Source organism: Mycobacterium sp. (genome assembly GCF_049585075.1).
Taxonomy (GTDB): Bacteria; Actinomycetota; Actinomycetes; order Mycobacteriales; family Mycobacteriaceae; genus Mycobacterium.
Genome location: NZ_JBAUZA010000155.1, coordinates 1 through 21,713 on the forward strand (window position 1 = coordinate 1; position 21,713 = coordinate 21,713).

The 21,713-nt window shown below is 63.8% G+C and carries 26 protein-coding genes; 12 read left to right on the plus strand and 14 right to left on the minus strand.

Annotated features, from left to right (window positions below):
* Both WB785_RS07210 and WB785_RS07215 read right to left on the minus strand, forming a co-directional pair.
* Positions 1–1,114, minus strand: a 1,114-nt coding sequence (locus tag WB785_RS07210; protein ID WP_424078140.1) for a PPE family protein, incomplete at its 3' end; no start/stop codon positions are given.
* A 2-nt stretch (positions 1,115–1,116) separates the two neighbouring features.
* The gene (locus WB785_RS07215) at positions 1,117–2,418 is read right to left on the minus strand and encodes a PPE family protein (RefSeq protein ID WP_424078141.1); all 1,302 of its coding nucleotides are present in this window, start codon (positions 2,416–2,418) and stop codon (positions 1,117–1,119) included.
* Positions 2,419–2,897: 479 nt separating this feature from the next.
* Between WB785_RS07215 and WB785_RS07220 the strand changes: the two genes are divergently transcribed.
* Positions 2,898–3,446 carry a thioredoxin family protein gene (locus WB785_RS07220; RefSeq protein WP_424078142.1) on the plus strand — a complete coding sequence of 183 codons (549 nt, stop codon included), beginning with the start codon at positions 2,898–2,900 and terminating at the stop codon, positions 3,444–3,446.
* Between the two features lie 3 nt (positions 3,447–3,449).
* Here WB785_RS07220 and WB785_RS07225 read toward each other — a convergent pair whose 3' ends face one another.
* Complete coding sequence (locus tag WB785_RS07225) at positions 3,450–4,025, minus strand: carboxymuconolactone decarboxylase family protein (RefSeq protein WP_424078143.1); 576 nt, start codon at positions 4,023–4,025, stop codon at positions 3,450–3,452.
* Positions 4,022–4,339 carry a hypothetical protein gene (locus tag WB785_RS07230; RefSeq protein WP_424078144.1) on the minus strand — a complete coding sequence of 106 codons (318 nt, stop codon included), beginning with the start codon at positions 4,337–4,339 and terminating at the stop codon, positions 4,022–4,024. Before WB785_RS07230 ends, WB785_RS07225 begins: the two co-directional genes overlap by 4 nt.
* Before the next feature lie 34 nt (positions 4,340–4,373).
* Here WB785_RS07230 and WB785_RS07235 point away from each other — a divergent pair, with 34 nt between their 5' ends.
* Positions 4,374–5,546: a glycosyltransferase gene (locus tag WB785_RS07235; RefSeq protein ID WP_424078145.1), complete on the plus strand. Its 1,173-nt coding sequence runs from the start codon at positions 4,374–4,376 to the stop codon at positions 5,544–5,546.
* Here the strand turns inward: WB785_RS07235 and WB785_RS07240 are convergent.
* From WB785_RS07240 to WB785_RS07250, 3 genes are read right to left on the minus strand one after another with little or no spacing between them, the layout of a single operon-like run.
* Positions 5,535–6,182 carry a hypothetical protein gene (locus WB785_RS07240; RefSeq protein ID WP_424078146.1) on the minus strand — a complete coding sequence of 216 codons (648 nt, stop codon included), beginning with the start codon at positions 6,180–6,182 and terminating at the stop codon, positions 5,535–5,537. The genes WB785_RS07235 and WB785_RS07240 overlap by 12 nt on opposite strands.
* Before the next feature lie 24 nt (positions 6,183–6,206).
* A complete protein-coding gene (locus tag WB785_RS07245; protein WP_424078148.1) occupies positions 6,207–6,980 on the minus strand; it encodes a DUF1906 domain-containing protein in 774 nt (257 codons plus the stop codon).
* Positions 6,981–6,984: 4 nt separating this feature from the next.
* Entirely contained in the window at positions 6,985–7,830 is an 846-nt protein-coding gene (locus WB785_RS07250) for a class I SAM-dependent methyltransferase (RefSeq protein ID WP_424078149.1), read from the minus strand.
* 60 nt (positions 7,831–7,890) lie between these two features.
* On the opposite strand from WB785_RS07250, the gene WB785_RS07255 reads away from it, so the two are divergent.
* From WB785_RS07255 to WB785_RS07265, 3 genes are read left to right on the plus strand one after another with little or no spacing between them, the layout of a single operon-like run.
* The gene (locus WB785_RS07255) at positions 7,891–8,940 is read left to right on the plus strand and encodes a class I SAM-dependent methyltransferase (protein WP_424078150.1); all 1,050 of its coding nucleotides are present in this window, start codon (positions 7,891–7,893) and stop codon (positions 8,938–8,940) included.
* Entirely contained in the window at positions 8,933–9,754 is an 822-nt protein-coding gene (locus WB785_RS07260; protein ID WP_424078151.1) for an alpha/beta fold hydrolase, read from the plus strand. Before WB785_RS07255 ends, WB785_RS07260 begins: the two co-directional genes overlap by 8 nt.
* Before the next feature lie 33 nt (positions 9,755–9,787).
* Entirely contained in the window at positions 9,788–10,597 is an 810-nt protein-coding gene (locus tag WB785_RS07265; RefSeq protein ID WP_424078152.1) for a glycoside hydrolase family 16 protein, read from the plus strand.
* A 23-nt stretch (positions 10,598–10,620) separates the two neighbouring features.
* Here the strand turns inward: WB785_RS07265 and WB785_RS07270 are convergent, their stop codons facing one another.
* Positions 10,621–10,959 carry a hemophore-related protein gene (locus WB785_RS07270; RefSeq protein ID WP_424078153.1) on the minus strand — a complete coding sequence of 113 codons (339 nt, stop codon included), beginning with the start codon at positions 10,957–10,959 and terminating at the stop codon, positions 10,621–10,623.
* 153 nt (positions 10,960–11,112) lie between these two features.
* Between WB785_RS07270 and WB785_RS07275 the strand changes: the two genes are divergently transcribed.
* Positions 11,113–12,387, plus strand: coding sequence for an acyltransferase family protein (locus tag WB785_RS07275; RefSeq protein WP_424078154.1), 1,275 nt, complete (start codon positions 11,113–11,115; stop codon positions 12,385–12,387).
* Here WB785_RS07275 and tpx read toward each other — a convergent pair.
* Positions 12,384–12,887 carry a thiol peroxidase gene (gene tpx / locus WB785_RS07280; RefSeq protein ID WP_424078156.1) on the minus strand — a complete coding sequence of 168 codons (504 nt, stop codon included), beginning with the start codon at positions 12,885–12,887 and terminating at the stop codon, positions 12,384–12,386. The two genes, WB785_RS07275 and tpx, sit on opposite strands and share 4 nt — an antisense overlap.
* A gap of 218 nt (positions 12,888–13,105) precedes the next feature.
* Between tpx and WB785_RS07285 the strand changes: the two genes are divergently transcribed.
* The gene (locus WB785_RS07285; protein ID WP_424078179.1) at positions 13,106–13,936 is read left to right on the plus strand and encodes a glycoside hydrolase family 16 protein; all 831 of its coding nucleotides are present in this window, start codon (positions 13,106–13,108) and stop codon (positions 13,934–13,936) included.
* A 7-nt stretch (positions 13,937–13,943) separates the two neighbouring features.
* Here the strand turns inward: WB785_RS07285 and WB785_RS07290 are convergent, their stop codons facing one another.
* The 3 genes from WB785_RS07290 to WB785_RS07300 are packed head-to-tail and all read right to left on the minus strand — an operon-like array spanning position 13,944 to position 16,614.
* Positions 13,944–15,455, minus strand: a complete 1,512-nt coding sequence (locus WB785_RS07290; protein ID WP_424078181.1) for a glycosyltransferase family 39 protein — start codon at positions 15,453–15,455, stop codon at positions 13,944–13,946.
* 58 nt (positions 15,456–15,513) lie between these two features.
* Complete coding sequence (locus WB785_RS07295; RefSeq protein WP_424078157.1) at positions 15,514–16,293, minus strand: hypothetical protein; 780 nt, start codon at positions 16,291–16,293, stop codon at positions 15,514–15,516.
* A gap of 36 nt (positions 16,294–16,329) precedes the next feature.
* Positions 16,330–16,614 (minus strand): hypothetical protein, encoded by a 285-nt coding sequence (locus WB785_RS07300; RefSeq protein WP_424078158.1) that lies wholly within the window; start codon positions 16,612–16,614, stop codon positions 16,330–16,332.
* A 93-nt stretch (positions 16,615–16,707) separates the two neighbouring features.
* Between WB785_RS07300 and WB785_RS07305 the strand changes: the two genes are divergently transcribed.
* Entirely contained in the window at positions 16,708–17,298 is a 591-nt protein-coding gene (locus tag WB785_RS07305) for a TetR/AcrR family transcriptional regulator (protein WP_424078159.1), read from the plus strand.
* Positions 17,299–17,336: 38 nt separating this feature from the next.
* Here the strand turns inward: WB785_RS07305 and WB785_RS07310 are convergent, their stop codons facing one another.
* Entirely contained in the window at positions 17,337–17,951 is a 615-nt protein-coding gene (locus tag WB785_RS07310) for a TetR/AcrR family transcriptional regulator (protein WP_424078160.1), read from the minus strand.
* A gap of 262 nt (positions 17,952–18,213) precedes the next feature.
* Here WB785_RS07310 and WB785_RS07315 point away from each other — a divergent pair, with 262 nt between their 5' ends.
* From WB785_RS07315 to WB785_RS07330, 4 genes are read left to right on the plus strand one after another with little or no spacing between them, the layout of a single operon-like run.
* Positions 18,214–18,918, plus strand: a complete 705-nt coding sequence (locus tag WB785_RS07315; RefSeq protein WP_424078162.1) for a hypothetical protein — start codon at positions 18,214–18,216, stop codon at positions 18,916–18,918.
* Entirely contained in the window at positions 18,915–19,730 is an 816-nt protein-coding gene (locus tag WB785_RS07320; RefSeq protein ID WP_424078163.1) for a hypothetical protein, read from the plus strand. Before WB785_RS07315 ends, WB785_RS07320 begins: the two co-directional genes overlap by 4 nt.
* Positions 19,727–20,338 (plus strand): cytochrome c oxidase subunit 3, encoded by a 612-nt coding sequence (locus WB785_RS07325; protein ID WP_424078164.1) that lies wholly within the window; start codon positions 19,727–19,729, stop codon positions 20,336–20,338. The genes WB785_RS07320 and WB785_RS07325 overlap by 4 nt, the downstream gene beginning before the upstream one ends.
* 3 nt (positions 20,339–20,341) lie before the next feature.
* A complete protein-coding gene (locus tag WB785_RS07330; RefSeq protein WP_424078165.1) occupies positions 20,342–20,620 on the plus strand; it encodes a cytochrome C oxidase subunit IV family protein in 279 nt (92 codons plus the stop codon).
* 9 nt (positions 20,621–20,629) lie between these two features.
* Here WB785_RS07330 and WB785_RS07335 read toward each other — a convergent pair whose 3' ends face one another.
* Positions 20,630–21,697 (minus strand): phosphotransferase family protein, encoded by a 1,068-nt coding sequence (locus WB785_RS07335; RefSeq protein ID WP_424078167.1) that lies wholly within the window; start codon positions 21,695–21,697, stop codon positions 20,630–20,632.
* Between the last annotated feature and the right edge of the window lie 16 nt (positions 21,698–21,713).

Consider the following 21,713-nt stretch of genomic DNA (forward strand, 5'->3'; position numbering starts at 1 on the left):
TGTTGGCCACGACGGTGGGAGCCCCGGAACCGAATGCCGCGCCGAGCATCCCCGCTGCGGGCATCGAACTGAACATGCCTGCTTCGGCGATCGCGGCCGCCGGCACGGCCTCCGGCCCGGTGGCTGACAACGCAGCAGCGACCGTCCGGATGGCCGGCGTGGCGGTGGCCCAGCTGGGCGGGACGGAGAGCTTTCCGACCAAAGTGCCCGCATTGCCCATATCCGCCGACACCGAACTGGTCAGCCAGCCCCGCCCCCACCAGGGCCCGCTAAGCCCGCCGCCCAGACCCTCTTTCGGAAGCGCGCCGTACCCCGGAGCGGGGGCGAACTTCAAGAACTGCGACACCGGGAAGTTGGTAAGCAGCCCGATATCGTTGAACTGCGTGCTGAACGCAAGCGGGACTTTGACCGCGTTGTACAGCGCCGTGATCGTTGAGGCGCCGCTGGATCCGAAGAGGCCGTTCAGCATGCCGGTGACAGTGCTGGTGTAATCGGTGGAAAGGTTTGCCAGCCACTGCAGCAGCGGCGAACCCGCTGAGCTGGAAGCGGCCTGGGTCACCGCAGCCGCCTGGCCGGCCACCCCGGCGGAGTTGCTGACCTGCGGAGCAGAGGTGAACGGCGTCAGTTTAGAGGCGGCCGCCGACGATCCGGCGTATGTGTCCATCGCCAGCGCGTCCTGGGCCCACATTTCGGCGTATTGGATTTCGGTGGCCGCGATCGCCGCGTTGTTCTGCCCAAAAACGTTGGCCGCCAGGAGCGATGCCAGCTGGCTGCGATTGGCTGCGATCACCGCCGGCGGCACGTGCGCGGCGAACGCCGTCTGGTAGGCGCTTGCCGCCGCGATCGCCTGGTTCGCAGTTTCGGCAGCTTGCGCCGCGGTGGCCTGCATCCAGGTCAGATACGGAGCGACCGCGGCCGCCATGCTCACCGACGAGGGGCCCAGCCAGGGCCCGCTGGTTAACGCTGAGATGACCGACGCATAAGAGTCTGCCGTGGACTGCAATTCGGTGGCGAGCCCGTCCCAGGCCGTTGCGGCGGCCAGCAGCGGCTCGGATCCCGCGCCGGCGTACATCCTGCCCGAGTTGATCTCCGGAGGGAACGCTGCGAAAAACATGGTCAGCCCTCCATCGCCGGGATCACGATGATCGTGGCTGCGGCGGGGTCGGCCTCGGTGGCGACGCCACCCAGTGAGGTCGTCGTCGCTGCACCGCCCGCCGAGTGCGTTGCGGTCGCTGCGACGGCACGCCCTGCCAAGCTCGACAAGGCCATTTGGCTGAACACGCCGGTGTCGCCGGCCAGTGACGCCGCGGGGGCCGCTGCCAAATTGGTGGGTAGCGCCGCTGCGAGTGTTCGGATCTCCGGGGCGGCCTGGGTCCAGCCCTGTGGCACCGACATACCGCCCACCAGCGCTGCGCGGCCCATCGACCCGGACACCGGTGCAGCACCGAAGCCCGCCGCGGTCAGATGTGGCGCCATCTCACTGGCCAGCGGGGCCAACGCCCCGCTGATCGGCTTCGGGCCGGCGAGGAACGCGGCGGCGCCCTGCCCGTTTTGACCCCAGGAGTATCCCTGACCGAACCCTAGGAACGGGCCACCGGCAATGGACGTCCACCCCTGCAGGGAGTAAGGCCCGGTCAGGGTCGACCAGATGGTGTTCCAATTTGTCAGGTCGGTCTGCAGCCCCGCCGGCAGCGACAATGAGGTCAACTGCGGCAGTGAGAGTCCCGACAGCAAGTTCGTTGATCCCGTCGTCGGCGACTGCAGTAGGCCTGTCGCCAGGTTCTGCAGCGCCGTCGGCAGCGAGTTGATGAACTGAGCCAACTCGGTGCCGACGTTTGACGCGCCCGTGCTGGTCGCCTGGGTGACCGCACCCGCTTGCAGCGGCTCGGCCGCAGCGTTGGTGGTCTGCGGCGGCTCGGTGAACGGTGTCAGCTGGGACGCCGCCGCCGACGAGCCGGCGTACCCGTACATCGCGGCAGCGTCCTGAGCCCACATCTGCATGTAGTGGGCTTCGGTCGCCGCGATCGCCGCGGTGTTCTGCCCCAAGATGTTGGTCGCGATCAGTGTCATCAACAGCGTGCGGTTGGCCGCGATCACGGGCGGGGGCACCGTCGCCGCGAACGCGGTCTCATAGGCGGCGACCGCAGCCCGGGCCTGATTGGCCGACTCCTCCGCCTGGGCGGCGGTGGCGGTCATCCAAGCCACATACGGCGCGGCCGCGGCCGTCATCGACGCCGACGACGGGCCCTGCCACGAACCAGCCAGGCCCTCGACCGCCGCCTGGTAAGACGACGCCGTGGAACTCAACTCATCAGCAAGCCCGTCCCAGGCAGCCGCGGCGGCCAGCATTGGACCGGGTCCCGCGCCGACGTACATCCGCCCGGAGTTGATCTCTGGCGGCAGTGCCCCGAATTCCACTTGTCTACACCTCCTGGCAGCTTGGATCGTCTCGATAGCGCCTCATGAGATCTGCTGCGTTGCAGATGTTTTGAACTTCACGTGACGGGGCCAGGTCGATACCATCGAAGGTGGCGAATTACGTTGCGGCGCAGCAGCGTTCCTGTCCGCTAAACGGCAATCCCTGGATTTGTCACACCATTTTTATAACGAGCGATACCGCGATTCGCGTTTCGCATCAGTTTCGGAGCTGTAATGGGAAACCTACGGCGTGGAGCTCAGCCTCACGCGGTTTCAGTTAACGAAATGGTCATAGATCCCGATGGCGGAAAAAGGAGGTCAGCGGTCACTTTTCAGGGCTGACCCCACCTGAGCGCCCACGCGGTTTACGGATAATTCACGTGACGCCAGCGGCGGTTTGTGAGCGGCATCACGCGCCCGTCGGCACCGGTCATGCGCTGCCCCGTTCTTAAAGTGTCTGGAAAGCTACGCTCGCGGGCATGGCCATCGAATCCACCATGCTTGCTCTCGGCACCCCCGCGCCATCCTTCAGCCTGCCCGAGCCGGCGACCGGCAACACCGTCAGTTTGGATGAACTGACCGGACCGGCGCTCGTTGTCACCTTCATCTGCAACCACTGCCCCTATGTCAAGCACGTCGCCGCCGGGCTCGCAGCCCTCGGCCGAGACCTCCACGACCAGGGCGTCGCGATGGTCGGGATCTCCAGCAATGACGTGGCTACCTACCCCCAAGACGGGCCCGATGAGATGGTTGCCGAGGCCCGGCGCCATGGCTGGACATTTCCGTATCTCTACGACGAAACCCAGGACGTCGCGCGCGCGTTCTCGGCGGCCTGCACGCCCGATACGTTCGTCTTTGATGGCGAGCGCCGGCTGGTCTACCGCGGGCAGCTCGACAACTCCCGCCCCGGGAACGATCTACCGGTGACGGCCGCTGACGTTCGGGCGGCGGTCGACGCCGTACTGGACGGGCGCCCGGTCGACGCCGATCAGCGGCCGTCGATCGGGTGCGGCATCAAGTGGCGTTGAGCCTCAACGATATCCGCGTTTCAGTAAATGACGGGCACCGGCGTTCATCGCTTCCGGGCTCGCGACGGCGAATCCGAACGCGTTGGCCAGTCTGTCGGTGATATTGAACGCAAGTGAGACGGCTAGGGCGTCCCTGATCTGTTGGGGAGATACCGACGCGTCTAGGACAGTTCGGATGTCTTCTGCCTCAACGCTGTTTTGATGGGTGAGTTTGCCGAGCATGCGCAGCGTTGCGCGAAGTGGCTCGTCGATCGGCGCAGTATCCAGATCAGCCAGCGTGCCCGCGACTTTGGGTTCGTCGCCGTACCACATCGAGGACGTGGCGCTATGGGCGGAGACGCAGAATGGGCACTCATTGGCCTTGGAGATGTACGCGGCCATCAGCTCGCGATCGCCGATCGGCCAATCGGATTGTCCGCGCATCGCTTCGTGGGTGAGGGGGCCACCGCCGTAGAAGTTCGGGCGGTAGAGCGCCAGCTTGACGGCGTCGACGGCGGGGTGCCCGGAAAAGACCCGGATGAGCGCCAGTATCGCCTTGGTGTGCAAGGGATGACCTCGGTCGAGGATTTCCAGCCTCATCGTTCGGGCGTTTCTTTGGTCGCGCTGGCCAAGGCTGCTAGTGCGCTGGTGTATTGACGGCTAGCCTGCCCGACGGCAGCGCATACCACGATCTCGAAGATCTGATCCTCGCTAAGGCCCGCGGCGCGGACGGCGGCGACGTCCTCGTCGGTGACTCGGTAGGCGTGCTGAGCCACCTTCTCGATCAAGGTGCGAACTGGGTCGTTGAGGCCGGCATTCTCAAACGCGGCGCGCCGCATCTCGGCTGTCGCCTTCCCGTCACTTTCCAGCACGCGGGCGACGAGCTCGCGATGCAATTGGGCTATCTCGACCATGTGTCCCACCTCCCACCGCGGTACGGTACCGCCGATGAAGTTTGTGGTGGCAGGTTACGGCAGCCGCGGTGACGTCGAACCCTGCATCGCCGTCGCTCGGGAACTACTGCGCCGCGGTCACGACGTGCAGATGGCTGTGACGGTCCCACCTGACATGCGTGCCCTCGTTGAGTCGGCGGGACTCACTGCGGTCCGCTACGGCCGGGACTACCAGGAGCTGTTGGGCGATAAGGATTTCGTCCGCATGATCCAAAACCCGCTCAACGCGATTTCGGAAGCGGTCGAATTTGTTGCCAAGGTTTCGGCCGAGAAGAACACGACGTTGACCTCGTTGAGCGACGGCGCCGACCTGCTCGTGGCGGGTATAACCGAACAAACGCTGGCCGCCAATGTCGCTGAGTACCACAGTATTCCGCTGGTCGCGCTGCACTTCTTCCCGCCGCAGATTTTAGAGCTCAGACAGCCCCAGGGGGGCCCGCCAAAGGAGGCCGAACGGGCCCAACGCCGGGTCCTGGGCTTATCGGACGCATCCGGTCCGCCGGCGCCATCGCTGGAGATCCAGGCGTACGACGAGTTGTGCTTTCCCGGGCTGGCAGCCGAATGGGGGGAAAAGGGTGGCCGACGGCCGTTCGTCGGGGCGCTGACGGTGGAGTTTCCCACCGTCGTCGACGACGAGGTGTTGTCCTGGATCGCTGCGGGAACACCGCCGATCTACTTCGGTTTTGGCAGCATGCCGCTCGCATCCCCCGCTGACGTGGTCGCCGTGATCGGGGCGGCCTGCGGGCTGCTCGGGGAGCGAGCGTTTATTTGCATGGGACCAAATGACTTCAGCCAGATCCCGCGCGCCGACCACGTCAAGGTAGTAGAAGCGGTTAATCACGCGGCCATCTTTCCGGCGTGCCGCGCGGTCGTCCACCACGGCGGCGCCGGCACCACGGCCGCAGGCCTGCGGGCCGGGGTTCCTACCCTGGTCTTATGGGCCGGGCTCGATCAGCCGATCTGGGCTGCCGCCATCGAACGACTGAGAGTCGGCTCTGCGCAGCGCTTTTCGGCCGCCAACCAGGAATCACTGGTTGCCGACCTGCGCCTTATTCTCGGTTCGGACTGTGTCGCCCGGGCCCGTGAGGTTGCCGCTTTGATGACAACATCTGCCGAAAGCGTCTCCAGTGCAGCGGATCTCATCGAAGGCGCCGCCCTATCCGCCTAACTCGCCGGAGATCCCGCGCTCGATGCTGGCCTGGGTCGCGGCGGGCAATACGATAAGCCCGTCGAGTTCTTTGCGTGCGCGATCATAGGCATTCTGGCGTTCTTGCGGAGTCGCTGCGGAGTCGGACGCCACGCGCAAGAGATTTTCAGCGCGTGCGATTCGCTGCTGTCCTTCTGGAGTGAAATCGGTTCGGCGCCTGCGTTTCGCCTCTGCCTCAGCGATGTTGAAAGCGGTGACATAGTCTTCGACGGCGGCCAGGTACCGCGCGGCCGCATCGCCGTCGTCAAGGAGATCTTCGACTTTGGCTGGGCGAAGGAAGTCTGCCCGCAGCTTGGTCTTGTGAAAGCTGATCGTCAGCGGATCGCGCATGTCGGTCATCTGTGGGAAGTCGAGCAGCCTGGCGTAGTCGAGTTCGTATTCCAGCCAGCGGGTGTCGGTTCGGTCGTGTTCTCGCAGCACGCGGGTGAGCGACCGCTGCTGGGCCGCGCGATTGCCCCCGATCCCTGCCTGGTCGGGACCAGGCAATTTCGCAGCTGAACGCTTATTGGTGGAGAACGCTCGTATCGCAGCGAAGATCATGCCCGCCACGGGGACGATCACGATCAGAAATTCCGCCAACCGGAAGAGCAAGCCCACACGACCAGGATGCCACCGGGCAGCTCATCGATTGAGGTCCCACTGCCCGAAGTCGGAAGCCAGGACCTGGTCGACATCTACGTGGGTGTCGCCTATCAGCGGGCCTGGGTTCGACGCGGTGTTGACCGCACTTTGATAAAGCACTGCCCTGGGCTCGCGTGCACCGTGAGACCACGCCATCGTCTGCCATGCCCAGTTGTGCCCGGCAGTGGTCGACGGGCCGATTACGCCCTCGTCGATCGCCCATTGGCAGGCGCGGGCATGCCCGTAAATCCCGGTGCGGCCCACGCCTAGTACCGAGTTGATTCCTCGAAACCACTGGACTGCAGGGCCCTTCCAGGTGTTGAGGTCGATATCGTCATCGATACTGAAGAAGATCGGTGCCGAACTCGCACCACCGGCCGCCGCATGTAGTCGCAACGCGGTCCGGGCGTCCGCCACGCCGCCGTCATACCCGCGGGTGAAATCCGATGGGTCGGGCCAGCCGGGTTTGCCGTACTGGTAAACGCTGGCGAGGTGAAGACCGGCTGCGCGCGCCGCATCCGCGAACTCACGGGTGACGGGTTTGAAGTCGAAGTTTGCGCCGGGCCGCGACTCGGACACGTAGACCACTGCCCCGTCATAACCCGCCGCCTTGATTTGATCGGGCTGGACTAGTCGCTCAGTGAAATCGATGAGCTTCAGGTCCGCAGCTGACGCCCTCGACTCCTCGAGTGTCGCCAGGCCGAGGCTCAGTAGCACCGGCGCCGCCGCAAACTTGATGACGTCGCGTCGAGAAACGGATCGCTGAGTGTTCATGGGCTCAATGGGTGAGCAGTGCAGTCGCGCCCCAGGGCCTGCGCCCGGGACGACGCGGATCCGTCTGCGGCAGCCAAGCAAGCGGACGCATGAACATCGGCAAACGATGGAATCGGTTGGCGGCCTCCAAATTCGGCTCCACTTCGACGGTTCGCCACCCGAGGTCTTCAAAGTAGGTCAGTCCGTTCTCGGGTGCGAACTTGAACGGCGCATTCTCGAACAGACCGGCCATTTTCTTGTTCATCCTCTTCTTCAGGCCTGGAAACGCGAAGTCGAACATCCACCAAGTCACTTCGGGCCGCCTGATCGCCCCGGAAAGCGCGACGACGTCACTGTCTTCTAGATACATCAGCAGGCCCTCGGTCAAGACAAGCGCTTTGGTAGCGCCGTCGAGCGCCTCGTCGAAGAACGCGTCACGGGCGGCCGGGTCGGACAGATCGACGGCGTCCCTGGTCAATCGGCATCGCGGTGTCTGGTCGGCAAGAAGTTGCGTCTTTTCCGCGAGCAGGTCCGGCAGATCCGCTTCTACCCAAGAAAGATCCGAAGGCAGGTCCATCCGATACGGCCGGGTATCCAAGCCGGCGGCCAGGTTCAACACCCGGTCGCAGCCGTCGGCGATCGCTCTGGCAATGACGTCATCGATGAACTTGGTACGCGCGACGAGCCACCAGCCGCTGCGGCTGGACCGTGGAACCGTGGCGACGATCGCGCGGCCATGCTCGCCGGCGAGGCGTTCGGCGAGCGGGTCGCGGAACAACGCGTCGGGTCGCGCCGATTCGGTTGCCCGGTGCAACGCCGTCCACCGGGCCGTATCGGAAACGTGGGTGACGTAGTGCCCGGCCTCTGACATACGTTGCGTTATAGCACCGACCGCTGGTGGAAAGAGGTCGGGGTCGTGTAGAAGAGTCGTGTGGACGATCCGGCGATCAGGTCTTTCAGTCCGGCGACGCTCCGCGAAGCGATGGCCCGGCGGCTGTATCGCCGATCGGTGGCCATGGGACAAATCACGGTGCCGGCCGTTCCCAGCTTGATCGACGAGTACGTCAAGATGTGCCACAACCTGTTTGCCAGCGTCGGCGTCCAGTACTCCCCCGAGGAGTTCGCTCAGCTCGAGACCGTGTTGGCAAGCCAGTTGGCGGAGGCATACCGGACCTCATCACGGTCCAACATCGTCATCTCGTTCCATGCACCTTTCGGCACCGCCCTGAATTACCGCGTCAATGTCGAATCGGTGACGATCGCCGGCGCGTACGACGGCTGGGTCGGCACCCGCGAGGGATCGCTGTTCGGCATCGAACCGGACGCCCGGGTGTCGGCGCTGGCTCGCGAAACCGACAAACCCGGCAGCTTTCGGGTGCTCGATATCGGCGCGGGAACCGGGCGCAATGCCCTGGCCCTGGCACGACGCGGCCACCTGGTGGACGCGGCCGAGATCGCGTCGAAGCTGGCGCACATCATCCGATCAGAGGCCGAGCGCGAATCGCTCGACGTCCGCGTCATCGAGCGTGACGTGTTCGCGGGCTTGGACGATGTCCGCCGCGACTATCAGCTGATTGTGGCCTCCGAGCTGGCGCCCGATTTCCGGACGACCCAGCAGCTGCGGGGCCTGTTCGAACTCGCCGCCAATTGCCTGGCTCCCGGCGGGCGATTGCTGTTCAACACTTTTGTGCCGCGCGAGGGTTATGTTCCCGACGATGCCGCACGTGAACTCGGGCAGCAGTGCAACACAATGATCTTCACCTGGGAGGAGATGACGAGCGCAGCCGACGAGCTGCCTCTTGAGCTCGTTGCCGACGACTCTGCCTACGACTACGAGAAACTTCACCTGCCCGAGGGCACCTGGCCACCGACGGCCTGGTTCGCCGACTGGGCCAGCGGGCTTGACCTGTTCGACGTCGAGCGGGACCAATCCCCGATCGATTTACGCTGGCTCGTGTACCAGAAGGCTTCCGATGACTGACGAACTCCACTTCGTTGACGCGAACGGGCTGAACTTCGCCTATCTCGAGGACGGCTCCGGGCCACTTGTGCTCATGCTGCACGGATTCCCGGACACCGCACACACCTGGGATGACCTGCGCACACGACTCGCCGCCCAGGGATACCGTGCGGTCAGCCCGTTCATGCGCGGCTACCACCCCACCGCGATTCCCGATCGCGACGCCGACCAAGAGACGTTGGCGCGCGATCCGCTCGCGTTGATTGAGGCACTCGGCGCCCGTGACGCGATCGTCATCGGCCACGATTGGGGGGCTTCGGCCGCCTACGGCGCGGCGGCGCTCGGCCCTGATCGAGTCAAAAAGTTGTTCGTCATCGGGATTCCGCACCCCGCGGCGTTGAGACCGTCGCCGAAGAAGCTCTGGGGTGCGCGCCACTTCGCGGCATACAAGTTGCCGGGAGCGCCGGACCGCTTCGCGCGCAATGACTTCGCGGCTCTGCCCGCGATCTACCGGCGGTGGTCACCGGACTGGGCTCCTGAACCGTCGGAGTTCGACGCCGTCCGCGCGAGCTTCTCGAACCCGGCGAGCTTGAACGCCGCGTTCGGCTATTACCGAAAGCTGTCGCCGATACCCAGCGCGTCATTGCGGGCGCGGATCACCGTGCCGACGGTGGTCTTTGCCGGGCTCAACGATCCGATCGTCGAGCCATCGGACTACCGGGGCGCCGCGCGGATGTTTGACGGTGATTACGTCGTCGAGGAAGTGCCGGGCGGGCATTTCATGCATCGGGAGCACCCCGGTGTCTTCGCCGAACGCCTGCTGGCTCATCTCTGACCTGAGCTGGCCGGCTGCTAGGGTGCTGTGCCTATGCCCCAAATGGACCGCCGCAGGATGATGTTGATGACGGGGGTCGGCGTGCTGGCAGCCGCGGTCCCCATCTCCGAGGCCCGGGCTTACCCGCGCCGCCCGGACGCACCAGCGGGTTCCTACCTCTTTCATGACGAGTTCGACGGGCCGGCCGGCTCGGCTCCAGATCCGTCGAAGTGGGCGGTCGCAAAAGCCCGCGAGACGATCAAGGACCCGACGTATTGGGAGCGCCCCGAGAACATCGGGCAGTACCGCGACGATCGCCACAACGTATTCCTTGACGGCAATTCCAACCTTGTCCTGCGCGCCGCGAAGGACGGACCCACGTATTTCAGCGGCAAGGTGCAAAGCCTGTGGCGGGGCGGCGTCGGCCACACCTGGGAAGCCCGGATCAAGCTCAATTGCCTGACCGCCGGCGCCTGGCCGGCCTATTGGCTGGGCAATGACGATCAGGGCGAAATTGACGTCATGGAGTGGTACGGCAACGGCAGCTGGCCCTCGGCCACCACCGTGCACGCAAAAGCCAACGGTGGCGAATGGAAGACGCACAACATCGCGGTGGACGGCGGCTGGCACACCTGGCGCACCCAGTGGGACGAGGCCGGCATCCGGTTCTGGAAGGACTACGTCGACGGCGCGCAACCGTACTTTGACGTGCCCGCGAGCTCGCTACCAGACTGGCCGTTCAACGGGCCGGGCTACACCGCTTTTCCGGTGTTCAACCTCGCGGTAGCCGGTTCAGGCGGCGGCGATCCCGGATCCGGGACCTACCCCGCCGACATGCTCGTCGACTGGATACGAGTCTGGTAACGCGTGTCGCACGCGTCTCGAGCTCAGTAGTTGTTGCAGCTGGTGGCGATTTGGCCGATCAGCCCGATGTATTTCGCTGCCCCCGGCATGCCCTGCGCCTGCTGCGCCATCTGCGCGCGCTGGGGCGGCGGTGACGCCAGGAAGGAACGCAACCAGCCCTGCGCCATTGCCGACGAGTTGAACTTCGCCGCATCGGCCGGCGATTGCGCGTTCAGCGCCGCTACCACCTGCGGGTAACTGCAGGTGGTATTGACTGCCGAATCGATGGCGGGGTCTGCGGACGCAATCCCTGCGCCGGCAATCAGCGACAACGCCAGACCGCCGACTGCAGCAGCCAGTTTGGTGAACGAGGGCGTGACCATATGGGGACACCTTCCAAGCTATGCACCGCCGGACTTCGGCGAAGAGACCACCAGTTTACCGGACCGGACCGGGGCACGGATCGCTCAAAGAGCGGGCGCCGCTGCGCAAAAGGCTGAGAATTCTCAGGCTCGGCGCGGGCTACTGTCTGGGTCATGCGCCCGGCCCGCAATCTGGCGGTGGATTTCTACCGCGTATCGGGTGTAGTTCTGATCGTGCTCGGCCACTGGCTCGCCGGATCGGTGACGTATCACGATGGCCAGTTCGGTCGGCAGAACCCGCTCGTCGATCAGCCCTGGACACAATGGCTGACGTGGCCATTCCAGGCCGTGCCAACGTTCTTTTTGGCCGCCGGTTACGCCGGCGCGGTGTCCTGGGCGCACCGGCGTAGTACCGAGGGTGCGTCGCGACAGACGTGGGTGCGGCATCGACTTGCCCGGGTACTGGGGCCCACCACGGTCTACGTCGGGCTGATCTCAGCGGTTGTGGTTGTCCTGGACTGGCGCCGCGTCGCCGGCTCCACGCTGGAATACGCGGGTTGGGCAGTGGCGATGCATCTGTGGTTCCTCGCCGTCTACCTGGTGGTGGTCTCGTTGACGCCGGTTGGCATTGCCGCACAACAGCATTGGGGCCTGTGGGTGCCGGCGGTGCTCGCGGCGGGAGTCGTTGTGGTCGACGCTGTCTCACTCGCCGGCCATCTCCCCTCCCTGCGACCGCTGAACTACCTGCTGTGCTGGGGCGCGCTCTACCAGCTCGGAATCGGTTGGCGCGACGGGCTATTAGCCGGCCGCAGAGCCGCGCTGCTCGCGGGCGGATCAGCCGTTGCGCTGGCGCTGCTGATCCTCGTGGGCCCCTATCCGGTCAGCATGATCGGTGTGCCAGGCCAAAACCTGCAGAACTCCGACCCGCCCTCGACGGCGATGCTGGCGTTCGCTTGCGCGCAAGCAGGACTGGTGATCGCCATCGCACCCGTGGTCAACCGGGCGCTACGCTCCGATTTCGCCCAGCGGGCACTGACGACCGCCAACAGCAACGTGATGGCTCTTTATCTGTGGCACATGATTCCCGTCGTGATCGTGGCGATCATCGGCTACCCGGCCGGATTGTTGCCCCAACCGGTCGAGGGCACGGCCCAATGGTGGCTGGCCCGGCTGGAATGGGTGATCGTCCTTGGCCTCGTGACAGCGGTCGAGATGGTGCTGTTGTACTGGGGCCGACGCATTTTCGCGGCGCCGCTCGCCATGGTCAAGACGCCGCTGCGCGATCGATGGACCGAACCGATCATGCTGGCCGGTGCCGCGATGGCCGCCTACGGCCTGGCATTCGTCGCCGCGGGAGGCTTCGCTCCGCACGGGCATTTCCCGTGGCTGACCGCGCTGATCTTCGCGGTCGGCGTGCTGTTGGTCGCCGGTCTACCGCGAAACGATTAGGACGACGCGCTCAGCGCACTGAGCGCCGCATCGTAATTCGGCTCGTTCGCGATCTCAGGCACCAGCTCCGAGTAGGCGACGTTGCCGTCGGCGCCGATCACCACGACGGCACGGGCGAGCAGTCCCTCGAACGGACCGTCGGCGATGGTGAGGCCGTAGTCCTGCCCGAAGCTGTCACGGAACGCCGAGGCGGTCTTCACGTTCTCGATACCCTCTGCGCCGCAGAATCGCGCCTGCGCGAACGGCAGGTCTTTGGACACGCACAGCACCGACACCCCGCTTGCGGCAGCGCGTTCGTTGAAGGTGCGCACGCTGGTGGCGCATACCGGCGTGTCCACTGATGGAAAGATGTTCAGCAACACCGGCTTACCGCCGAATTGGTCGTTGCTGACTGGTGCCAGATCGGACCCGGTCAGAGTGAAGGCAGGAGCTGGGGATCCGACGGCAGGCAATTCGCCGACGGTGTTGATCGGGTTTCCGCGCATAGTTATCTGAGCCATGCGCACAGTCTGCCAAGCCCGCAAGGTCAGCCTCTGGTTGGGGCTGGTGTAGCCCGGAAGGGACTACTGACTCCCCGGCTCGGGGCCGAGCGAATACGCACTGGTCAGGTCGGGCGGAGTGCTCTGGAACTACCTTGGAATCCGCGACGCAGAACGAAATATGCCGCCTCCTCCGCGTGCTGACACGCCATCTCTTATATGGTCGTGCTGTGCCGGAGATGAATCGACGCAACATGTTATTGACAACGGGGTTGGGCATGCTTGCCGCCGCGGCCGCTACACCCGTCCCCGAAGCCCTCGCCAGACCAACTCATGCGGCGCCACCGGCCGCGCCGTCAGCGGGCCCCGCCGGGCCCTATATCTTCTCCGACGAGTTCGACGGGCCGGCGGGCCAGGGCCCCGACCTATCGAAGTGGACGATACAGACCTGGCAGGACGACGTATTCCCGCCGGTCGATGGCATTTACCGCACCCAGAACGTCTTCCTCGACGGCAATTCCAATCTGGTCCTGCAGGCCAGCCAGGAAAACGGTCAATACTTCAGCGGCAAACTGCGCGGCAACTGGCGGGGCAACATCAACACCACCTGGGAGGCGCGGATCAAACTCGACTGCCTCTTCCCGGGCCTGTGGCCCTCGTTCTGGACTGTCAACGAGGATCCACTGCCGGACGGCGAGGTCGACATCTTCGAGTGGTACGGCAACGGCCAATGGGCCCCCGGTACCACCGTGCACGCAGCATCCAACGGAAAAACCTGGGAAGGAAAATCGATCCCCGGGATGGTTGACGGCGCGTGGCACACCTGGCAAATGCGTTGGGATACTGACGGTTTCAAATTCTCGCGGGACGGTGCCGAGTACTTCAAGGTTCCGCCGAAGCCCATCCACGTGCACGGTGGTGCGCCTGACGACTTCCGGTGGCCGTTCAACAACCCCGGCTATTGGATGTCTCCGATGTTCACGCTTGCGGTCGGCGGGGTCGGCGCGGGCGATCCCGCCCTCGGGACCTTCCCCTGCCAAATGTTGATCGACTACATCCGGGTCTGGTAACCGACCGTTATCGCATCGCTTTGATCACCTGAACCAGGTTGAACTGCCAGCGCTCGACCAGCCGGAAACCCAAGCCGTGCGGGACCGCGAAAGCCGGGGTTGCTCCGAAGCCTCCGCCAGGTGGAAGCGTTGAAGCTTGCTCATAATCCGGCCGCGTCTTGTCGGCTTGGGTGATGATCCACACGACGCGGCAGTGGCTCAACGGCTTGGCGACAACTTCCGGTATGAGATTGGTGTCGAAGACATCGCGGCGGTCCGTCGCCCGCCGCCACAGGGTGAGATCGATCAGCTTCCGGTAGGCATCCGGGCGCGCCGCCATCAATGGACGCATGGGGGCGGGCATAAACGTCACCGTGTCGTTCACGAGTAGGCAATCACCCGGCGCTGCCTGCGCCGTGATCAGATCGGCGACCTGGCTGTAGTCCATGCCGTATTTCGCATACGGGTTACGTTGCGCCAGCATGTAATTCGGTGCAGCGGCGATAGCGAGGATGCTGATGACCGCCGCCGCTGCCCACGGCGTCACGGCCAACGCGCCGATGCAGACGCCCAGCGCCAGCGCGATACCGGGTGCAGTGAAGGCCAAGTAGCGCGGCGTGTAAACGGGGTGAATCAGGGCCGACCCGATGACGATCAGGGCGGTCGGTATCACAAGCCAGCCAATCGCTAAGGTCAGCAACTGCCGGTCTGCCTGCTCTAAGCGCGCGGATGTAAAGCACCACAAGACAATAGCCACGACGACGATCAGTGCCGACACAATCGTGAACGGCGGGCTTCGCTCGAAATACTGTTGAATCGCCACGTCTTCGATCGTGCGGCGGCCAATCGGCGCGATCCAGCTGATCTGATGCGTTTGGCCAACGGCCGTGACCAAAAACGGTGTTAATGCGCAACCCGCCAAAACCGAGGTAAGCGCGAACCGTGTTAAGACGGGTCGGCTGCGCCGAAAGACCAAGATGAAAGCGACGTGCACCAAAGGCAACAGCAAGAGATACACGTCGAGCAAGACCGACATCGTCAGGACGATTCCGTAGCCCACCCACGCCCGAGCGTTGTCACGACGTGCGGCATACACCAGCGATACCGTCAGCCACACCGCCGCCATCATCGAAAGGGCATACGGTCGAGCCTCGATGCCTGCCCACGTCGACCGAGGCAAGATCGCACACACGAGTCCGGCGGCCAAGGCGACCGTTCGCGACGACACCTGCTTGCCCAGCACAACAAGTCCGGCCGCAGCGGCTCCGATAGCCAAAGCGCTTGGCACGCGGGACCAGAACTCCGTGGGCGGGAAAATTTTGAACCACCCGTGCATAAGCAGGTAGTACAGACCTTCGACGGCATCGACGTTGCCCAACATCTGCCACAACTGGCTCAGCGAACGACTGTAGGAGGCCGAAATTGTGGCGGCCTCGTCGTACCAGAAAGACGGACGGCCTGCGCCGGCCAAGCTCACCGTGGTGCCCAGTACCGCGACGATCAGCGGGTCTAGTAAAGCTCGCGGCGGTGTGCCGACCATATGTCTGAAATAGCCGCTGAGCACCTCGCCATGGTGCCAGAAGCCCAGCGGACCGGTTCTAACGAGACTGACGCACCTTGTACGTGGACGGCCACGACTGTCGGGTGTCGTCGCCGACCAGCGGCGTGCCCATGTTGCCAACCTTGACGTCGTATGCCTGCTCGCCGGCCCCGACTTCGCGGTTGGCGTGTTCCTGCGCGAGGTAGTAGAGCTCGTCGATCGTGGCCTCGCCGTAGGCAACGAAGGTTGTCTTCCGGACGACGTCGCCGGCCCGGGCGAGCATCAGGTCGGGCAGGATTTTGGTCGCCAACGCCCCGAGGCCCAACAACGAGAACGGGATGACCCAGTAGCAGACGAACGACAGCGGCGTCTGGGTGTCGAGGATCGTCGCGTCGCGTTGCACGAGCGGCGGAATCGTGGATGACACCGTCATCCCGCCGAAGACGCCAACCCAGATCCAGGTCAGCCGCTCAGTGATTTGGCCGAACAGATCGCTCTCAACCACTCCTTGAGGATGACCCGCCGCGGCGAACTCGCGCAGGAAGGACTTGCCGCTCAGCAGTCCGGTAAGGGCAACCAGGAAGATCCCGGCATTGCTCAGCGGCTCAGCCCACCGCTGGAGCACTGACGGACTCAGCAATAAGGTCGCGGCGGTCAACACCAAGAATGTTGCGGCAGCCCCGATTTCGAGCGCTCTGCCGGGTGTCCGGGTGGCGCGGCCGAGCACCAACCCGGCGACGGCTGTCGTCAACGCAACCAACACCGCGACAAGCAACGGCACGTTACCGACAAGCACCCAATAGACGATCCACGGCGCGAAGCCAAACAGAATGCCCACGATCGGTCAGTGTATGGGCGTGCCGGTTGGCAGTGGCTACTGGTTGGCTTGCTGCTCGGTTTGTTGTGCCTGCAACTGATCCTGGATGAACTGCTGCTGGGCCTGTTCGTTTTGCTGTTCGGCCTGTTGCTCGGACTGGAGCATGGTCTGCAATGCGTTGTTTTCCTGCAGCTGAGCTTCGTCGTCATCGCTGTCCACCAGCTGCACCGGCACCGACGCGACGGTCGTTTCGGCGGCGCTGAGCCAAGCGGTCCCGAACAACGCGAACAGCGCTACGGCGGCCGCACCGACGACAATGGAACATTCTGTAGTCATGTTCATCAGCCATCATTGCGCTCGGTCATTAGCTCCCGGCTGGGTGGCAGTTATCGCTTGGCTATGAGAAAGTTCGCGCGGATCGGCTAGCCTGGATCGGTGCTCGACGCGCAGCCACGGCCCGCTCGCCTGCTTGGCGAGATCCGGCGCACTCCTGCGCAGATCCGCATCTTGCAGGCCGCGCTGGATTTGTTCGCTGACCATGGGGTCAGCGGGACGTCGTTGCAGATGATCGCTGACGCGGTCGGGGTTACCAAGGCCGCGGTTTACCACAAGTTCAAGACCAAAGAAGAGATCGTCGTCGCCGTCGCCGAGATGGAAATGGCCCAGCTCGAGGATGCCTTGGAATCGCTCGAAGGCCAGGCCGACGGGGTGGGCGCCCGCAAAGCGCTGTTGACCGAGGTCGTCGGAATGGCGATCAAACGCCGCCGCTGGGTCCGTGCGCTGCAGTACGACCCAGTGATGGTGCGGCTGTTGAGTCAGCACCCGCCGTTGCGCGACCTGATCATGCGCCTATACGGGATTCTGGTTGATGAGTCGAATGACACCGAGGCCCGGATATCGGCGGCATTGTTCTCCGGCGCGATCGCCGGCACAGTGATCAATCCCATCATCGACGGCATCGACGACGACACGCTGCGCACGGTGCTGATCCAGTTCATCGGGCGAATGCTCAAGCTGCCCGACTGACTCGGGCCGGCCCATGTGGTGCCGGGGAACGCGAGCAGCTAAGGCTGCAGGCTGCGCAGGGTGCTCTTGACGAATTTCTTCAGGACTGCGTCACGTGCGGCCCCGGACTCTCGAGCGCTGAAGAGGATTGCGTGCAGGCCGATAAGGAAAAATGCGGCGCTGTCATATGCCTCGACGTCGTCGTAGAGTTCGCCGCGGTTGCGCGCACGCTCGATTTCGGCAGCCAGCAACACGAACGTCGGGTGTTTGGTCCAATTCTCGTCTTTGGGTGCCGTCGGCGAGAAGTAGAGACTGATGACGTCGCGAAACAGGGCCGCACCCCATCGGGTCTCGAGTGCGACGACGAGCGTGATGATCTCATTCAGCACGGCAGGCAGGTCGCGCCGGGTGTCAAGAAATCGACTGAGTTGCGCCGCAAGGAAATCCTCGTCGCGGCGCATCAACTCGAGCAAGACATGTTCTTTGGTCGGAAAGTGGAAGTAGAAAGTGCTACGGGCAACTCCGGCAGCTTCGACGATCGCGTTGATATCCGCCGAGTTCGCGCCGGCACGCTGGAACTCCACGATGGCGGCATCGAGCACCCGCGCACGCGTTTGGCGGCGCTGGGCCTCCCGACCCGTTGCAGTTTCTGGCACTCCCCTATTCTGCAACATTTGATCGACTCGCTGACACATGTCACGTCAAACCGTTGGCCTAGCGAAGTCCCTCAGAGCCGTACTCATCAGATATCCGCTGGCTGCTGACAGTTTTTGATCGTCAGGCGGGGCCGATGGCCCTAGAGTGTGGCTGCGTAAAGGTCTATTTTTTCGTTGTCATTAGTCAGCGAACGTGCTAGGTCTAGAACCAAGCTGTTTCGCGGCGCGACGCTCCGCCGGCGCAGACGACTTCGCATCAGGTGAGGCAGGGACGGCATCGATGAATACCAGGGGTCAACGCATCCTGCTGTGGACGGCACCGCCGGCGGTGGCGCTATTCGTGCTTGCTTATCTCGTGTTCCCGGTGTTTTCGCCGCCGCTGTCACCAACACTGACGCCCGACCAAGTGGCAGCGTTCTTCCGTAGCAACGTCACCGGCATCCTGGGTGTGGCGGTCCTCTGCAACCTCATCGCATGCTCCCTGGTGCCGCTGTTCGCGGTGACAGCGGTGCAAATCTCGCGAGCTGCCACGTCGAGCCCGGTCCTGACGTATGCGTACGTCATCTGTGTCGGGGTCGGAACAACCGCCTTCATCCTGGCCGACTATTGCTGGGGCATGGCCGCTTTCAGGCCCGACCGCGATCCGCAGCTGACGAGTCTCTTGAACGACATGGCGTGGTTCTTCTTCATCGCGCCGGTCGGCACCATCATGGTGCAGAACCTCTGCTTTGCACTGAGCGTCTATCTCGATGAGCGGCCAGATCCGATCTTTCCGCGCTGGGTCGCGCATTTCAATGTCGCGACCGTCGCTTTGCTGGCTCCGAGCGCGTTCTCGATTCTCTACAAGTCGGGCCCTCTCGCCTGGAACGGTCCACTGTCATTCACGTTGCGGCTGACGACATTTGCCGTTTATATCGCTGTGATGTTCTGGGCCCTTCTGCGCGCTGTGAAACACCAGGGCACCGATCGGGTGGTTCTCGCGTGAGCGGCAGCGTGGCCGAGGCCCCTAAGGCCCCGACGGGCCCGGCCAACCCTGCAACGTCGTGGCGCAGGAATCGCAAACTCGATCAGTGGATTGCATTTTGGAGCGTGCCGTTCTTCTTCAACGTGTTCGGGCTGGTGTTCGTGCCACTGAGTTGGATGATGCCGCCGCGATCACCGAGCAGTCCTACCCCGCACATCGTCGACTTCATGCACTCGCATAATCTGCTGATCGCGTGCCTGATCCTGACCCTCGCCTACGGGCTCGCGCCGGTATCGAACTCCCTGTACCTCATCCAGGTCAAGCGCATGTCGGTCAGTCCTGCGTTCCGCTACTCGATGATGATCGGCGCCATCACTGGCGCGATCGTCGGCATGCTGTTCCCGATGTTCTGCTTCGGCCTCGGTGCGTTTCGCCCCGGGTACAGCGCGGCTGTGCTGACAATGCTTTACGACTTCGGCTACTTGGCGTTCATCGGCTCGCTGGGCTGCTTTTGCGTCATGTGGATGGCTTTTGGTCTGGCCATAATTCTCGACGAGAACAACATCCTGCCAAAGTGGTTGGGCTACTACACCATTTGGCAATATGTGACCGAGCTGATGGCCGCTCCGGTGTGGATCGCCAAGTCGGGCCCCTTCGCATGGAACGGCCTGATGACCTTCTGGTTCGCGATGGTGCTCTATGTGTCGTGGCAATTCATCGTGTACATGTGCATTTACAAGGCGATCAAGAAGCAGCCAGAGAGCGAACTCGACAACGCCCCGCCTGAGCCAGCGTCTGACGTCACCGAGGTCCCGTCAAGGGCGGGCGCATGACCGAGGTTGCTGAAGGGTCCGCGACCGGCATCGATCAGTCTCGGCGCGCTGCCGACACCGGGGGTCACATCCCCGGCGAAGGGAGCATGTGGTTCTTCGTCATCGGCGACTTGCTGATCTTCGGCGTCTATTTCGTTGGCTACATGTACTTCCGGGGCCAGAATCACCAACTGTTCCTCGGGAGCCAGGCTCGGCTCAATGTGGACATCGGCGCGATCAACACTGTTGTGCTGCTGACAAGTTCACTCTTTGTGGCGCTGGGCACCGCCGCCGCGCGGGCCGGCAACATAGCCGCCGGCCTGCGAGGGTTCTGGATTGGACTGGCCTTTGGTGCGGCCTTCCCGCTTCTCAAGATGTTCGAGTGGATCCCTGAGGTCACGGCCGGTCTGACGCCCGGAACGAACCTGTTCTTCATGTACTACTACGTGATGACCGGCATGCACCTGTGCCATGTCGCGCTTGGCCTGTTCATCATGTGCTTCGTCATCCGCAACCTGAAAACATCGACAACGCCCAAGATTTCGTTCATCGAGACGGGCGCCACCTACTGGCACATGGTCGATGTCTTGTGGCTGGTCCTGTTCGCCCTGCTCTACTTGATGAGGTAGACCATGACGTCACTGATCCGCAATCCACTGACAATCGTGTGGGCATTGCTCACCGCGGTCACCATCGCGTCATCGTTGATCGCCGCCGAGGGCGGAGCCTCCCACCAGATCAACACCACGGTCACGACCGTCGTTTTGCTGATCGCGGCATTCAAAGCGCACATGGTGATCCGGCATTTCATGGAAGTCCGTTACGCACCCGTCTGGCTCAAGGCCACGACCAGCGGATGGGTACTCGGGCTGTTCGCGCTGCTGCTGGGCTTCTACTTCGTCGGTCTGTAATAAATTCGCTCAGGCGGTCAACCGTTGCGCCAATTCCCATGCAGTCTCGGCCATACCGCGATAGCGCTCGCGATATTCGGTGGTGTTGGCGCGCGCGTCGGCGGCGTTGCCTTCGACTCCCCGACGCCATACCCCCGCGGTGATGGAGGCGAGCCGGAACATCGAGAACACCACGAACACGTCAAGCGACTCCGGCGGCGTGCGGCCCGCATGCGCGCAGTAGCTCTCGACAAAGGTCTGCTGGTCGGGAAGTCCGGTGCCAGCGAGGTTCTCGCCGAGCACTCCGGTCATGCCACCGGGTCCGGGCGGCACGTGGTAGGTCACGCAGAAATAGCCGAGATCGGCCAGCGAGTTGCCGATCGTGGCGAGTTCCCAGTCCAGCACCGCTACCACTCGCGGCTCGGTCGGGTGCAGCAATACATTGCCCAGCCGATAGTCGCCGTGGGCGATGCAGGCCGGTGCGTCGTCCGGCGGCAGGTGGTCTGGCAGCCACTGGGCCAACAGGTCCATCGCCGGCATGTCCTCCATGCGGGCCGCCTGCCACTGTCGGGTCCACAGCGCCACCTGACGTTGCATATAGCCCTCGGGCCGGCCGAACCCGTCAAGTCCCACCTCGCGCCAATTGACCCGGTGCAGTGCCGCAAGCACGCGGGCCAGGTCCTCGTAGACGGCGGCACGGTGTTCGGGAGTACATTCGCGCATCACCCGGTCGGGGAAAACTCGACCTTTAACGTGATCCATCACGAAAAACGGTGTGCCGATGATGGTTTCGTCCTGACATAGCAGCTGCATGCGCGGCACCGGCACATCGGTCTCGGCCAATGCTGCCATGACGCGGTGTTCGCGCTCGACCTCGTGCGCGCGGGGCAACAACTTGCCCGGTGGCTTCTTGCGCAGTACGTATTCACCGCCGGAAGTGCGCAGATGATAGGTGGGGTTGCTCTGCCCGCCCTGAAACTGACGAATTTCCAGCTGACCGTCGAAACCCGGCAGCCGCCCATGCAAATACCGCGCCAAACCCGCCTCATCGAAGCGGTGTGCGGGCAGCACCGGTATCAGCTCGGCCATTCCCTCCATCTGTTGCCCCTTGTCG

What these genes read in the sequence shown, in the direction of transcription:
- WB785_RS07220 (WP_424078142.1), top strand. Translation starts at nt 2,898, where the DNA reads ATGGCCATCGAATCCACCATGCTTGCTCTCGGCACCCCCGCGCCATCC.
- WB785_RS07225 (WP_424078143.1), bottom strand. Translation starts at nt 4,025, where the DNA reads ATGAGGCTGGAAATCCTCGACCGAGGTCATCCCTTGCACACCAAGGCG.
- WB785_RS07230 (WP_424078144.1), bottom strand. Translation starts at nt 4,339, where the DNA reads ATGGTCGAGATAGCCCAATTGCATCGCGAGCTCGTCGCCCGCGTGCTG.
- WB785_RS07235 (WP_424078145.1), top strand. Translation starts at nt 4,374, where the DNA reads ATGAAGTTTGTGGTGGCAGGTTACGGCAGCCGCGGTGACGTCGAACCC.
- WB785_RS07245 (WP_424078148.1), bottom strand. Translation starts at nt 6,980, where the DNA reads ATGAACACTCAGCGATCCGTTTCTCGACGCGACGTCATCAAGTTTGCG.
- WB785_RS07250 (WP_424078149.1), bottom strand. Translation starts at nt 7,830, where the DNA reads ATGTCAGAGGCCGGGCACTACGTCACCCACGTTTCCGATACGGCCCGG.
- WB785_RS07260 (WP_424078151.1), top strand. Translation starts at nt 8,933, where the DNA reads ATGACTGACGAACTCCACTTCGTTGACGCGAACGGGCTGAACTTCGCC.
- WB785_RS07265 (WP_424078152.1), top strand. Translation starts at nt 9,788, where the DNA reads ATGCCCCAAATGGACCGCCGCAGGATGATGTTGATGACGGGGGTCGGC.
- WB785_RS07270 (WP_424078153.1), bottom strand. Translation starts at nt 10,959, where the DNA reads ATGGTCACGCCCTCGTTCACCAAACTGGCTGCTGCAGTCGGCGGTCTG.
- WB785_RS07275 (WP_424078154.1), top strand. Translation starts at nt 11,113, where the DNA reads ATGCGCCCGGCCCGCAATCTGGCGGTGGATTTCTACCGCGTATCGGGT.
- tpx (WP_424078156.1), bottom strand. Translation starts at nt 12,887, where the DNA reads ATGGCTCAGATAACTATGCGCGGAAACCCGATCAACACCGTCGGCGAA.
- WB785_RS07285 (WP_424078179.1), top strand. Translation starts at nt 13,106, where the DNA reads ATGAATCGACGCAACATGTTATTGACAACGGGGTTGGGCATGCTTGCC.
- WB785_RS07290 (WP_424078181.1), bottom strand. Translation starts at nt 15,455, where the DNA reads ATGGTCGGCACACCGCCGCGAGCTTTACTAGACCCGCTGATCGTCGCG.
- WB785_RS07300 (WP_424078158.1), bottom strand. Translation starts at nt 16,614, where the DNA reads ATGAACATGACTACAGAATGTTCCATTGTCGTCGGTGCGGCCGCCGTA.
- WB785_RS07310 (WP_424078160.1), bottom strand. Translation starts at nt 17,951, where the DNA reads ATGTTGCAGAATAGGGGAGTGCCAGAAACTGCAACGGGTCGGGAGGCC.
- WB785_RS07315 (WP_424078162.1), top strand. Translation starts at nt 18,214, where the DNA reads ATGAATACCAGGGGTCAACGCATCCTGCTGTGGACGGCACCGCCGGCG.
- WB785_RS07325 (WP_424078164.1), top strand. Translation starts at nt 19,727, where the DNA reads ATGACCGAGGTTGCTGAAGGGTCCGCGACCGGCATCGATCAGTCTCGG.
- WB785_RS07330 (WP_424078165.1), top strand. Translation starts at nt 20,342, where the DNA reads ATGACGTCACTGATCCGCAATCCACTGACAATCGTGTGGGCATTGCTC.
- WB785_RS07335 (WP_424078167.1), bottom strand. Translation starts at nt 21,697, where the DNA reads ATGGAGGGAATGGCCGAGCTGATACCGGTGCTGCCCGCACACCGCTTC.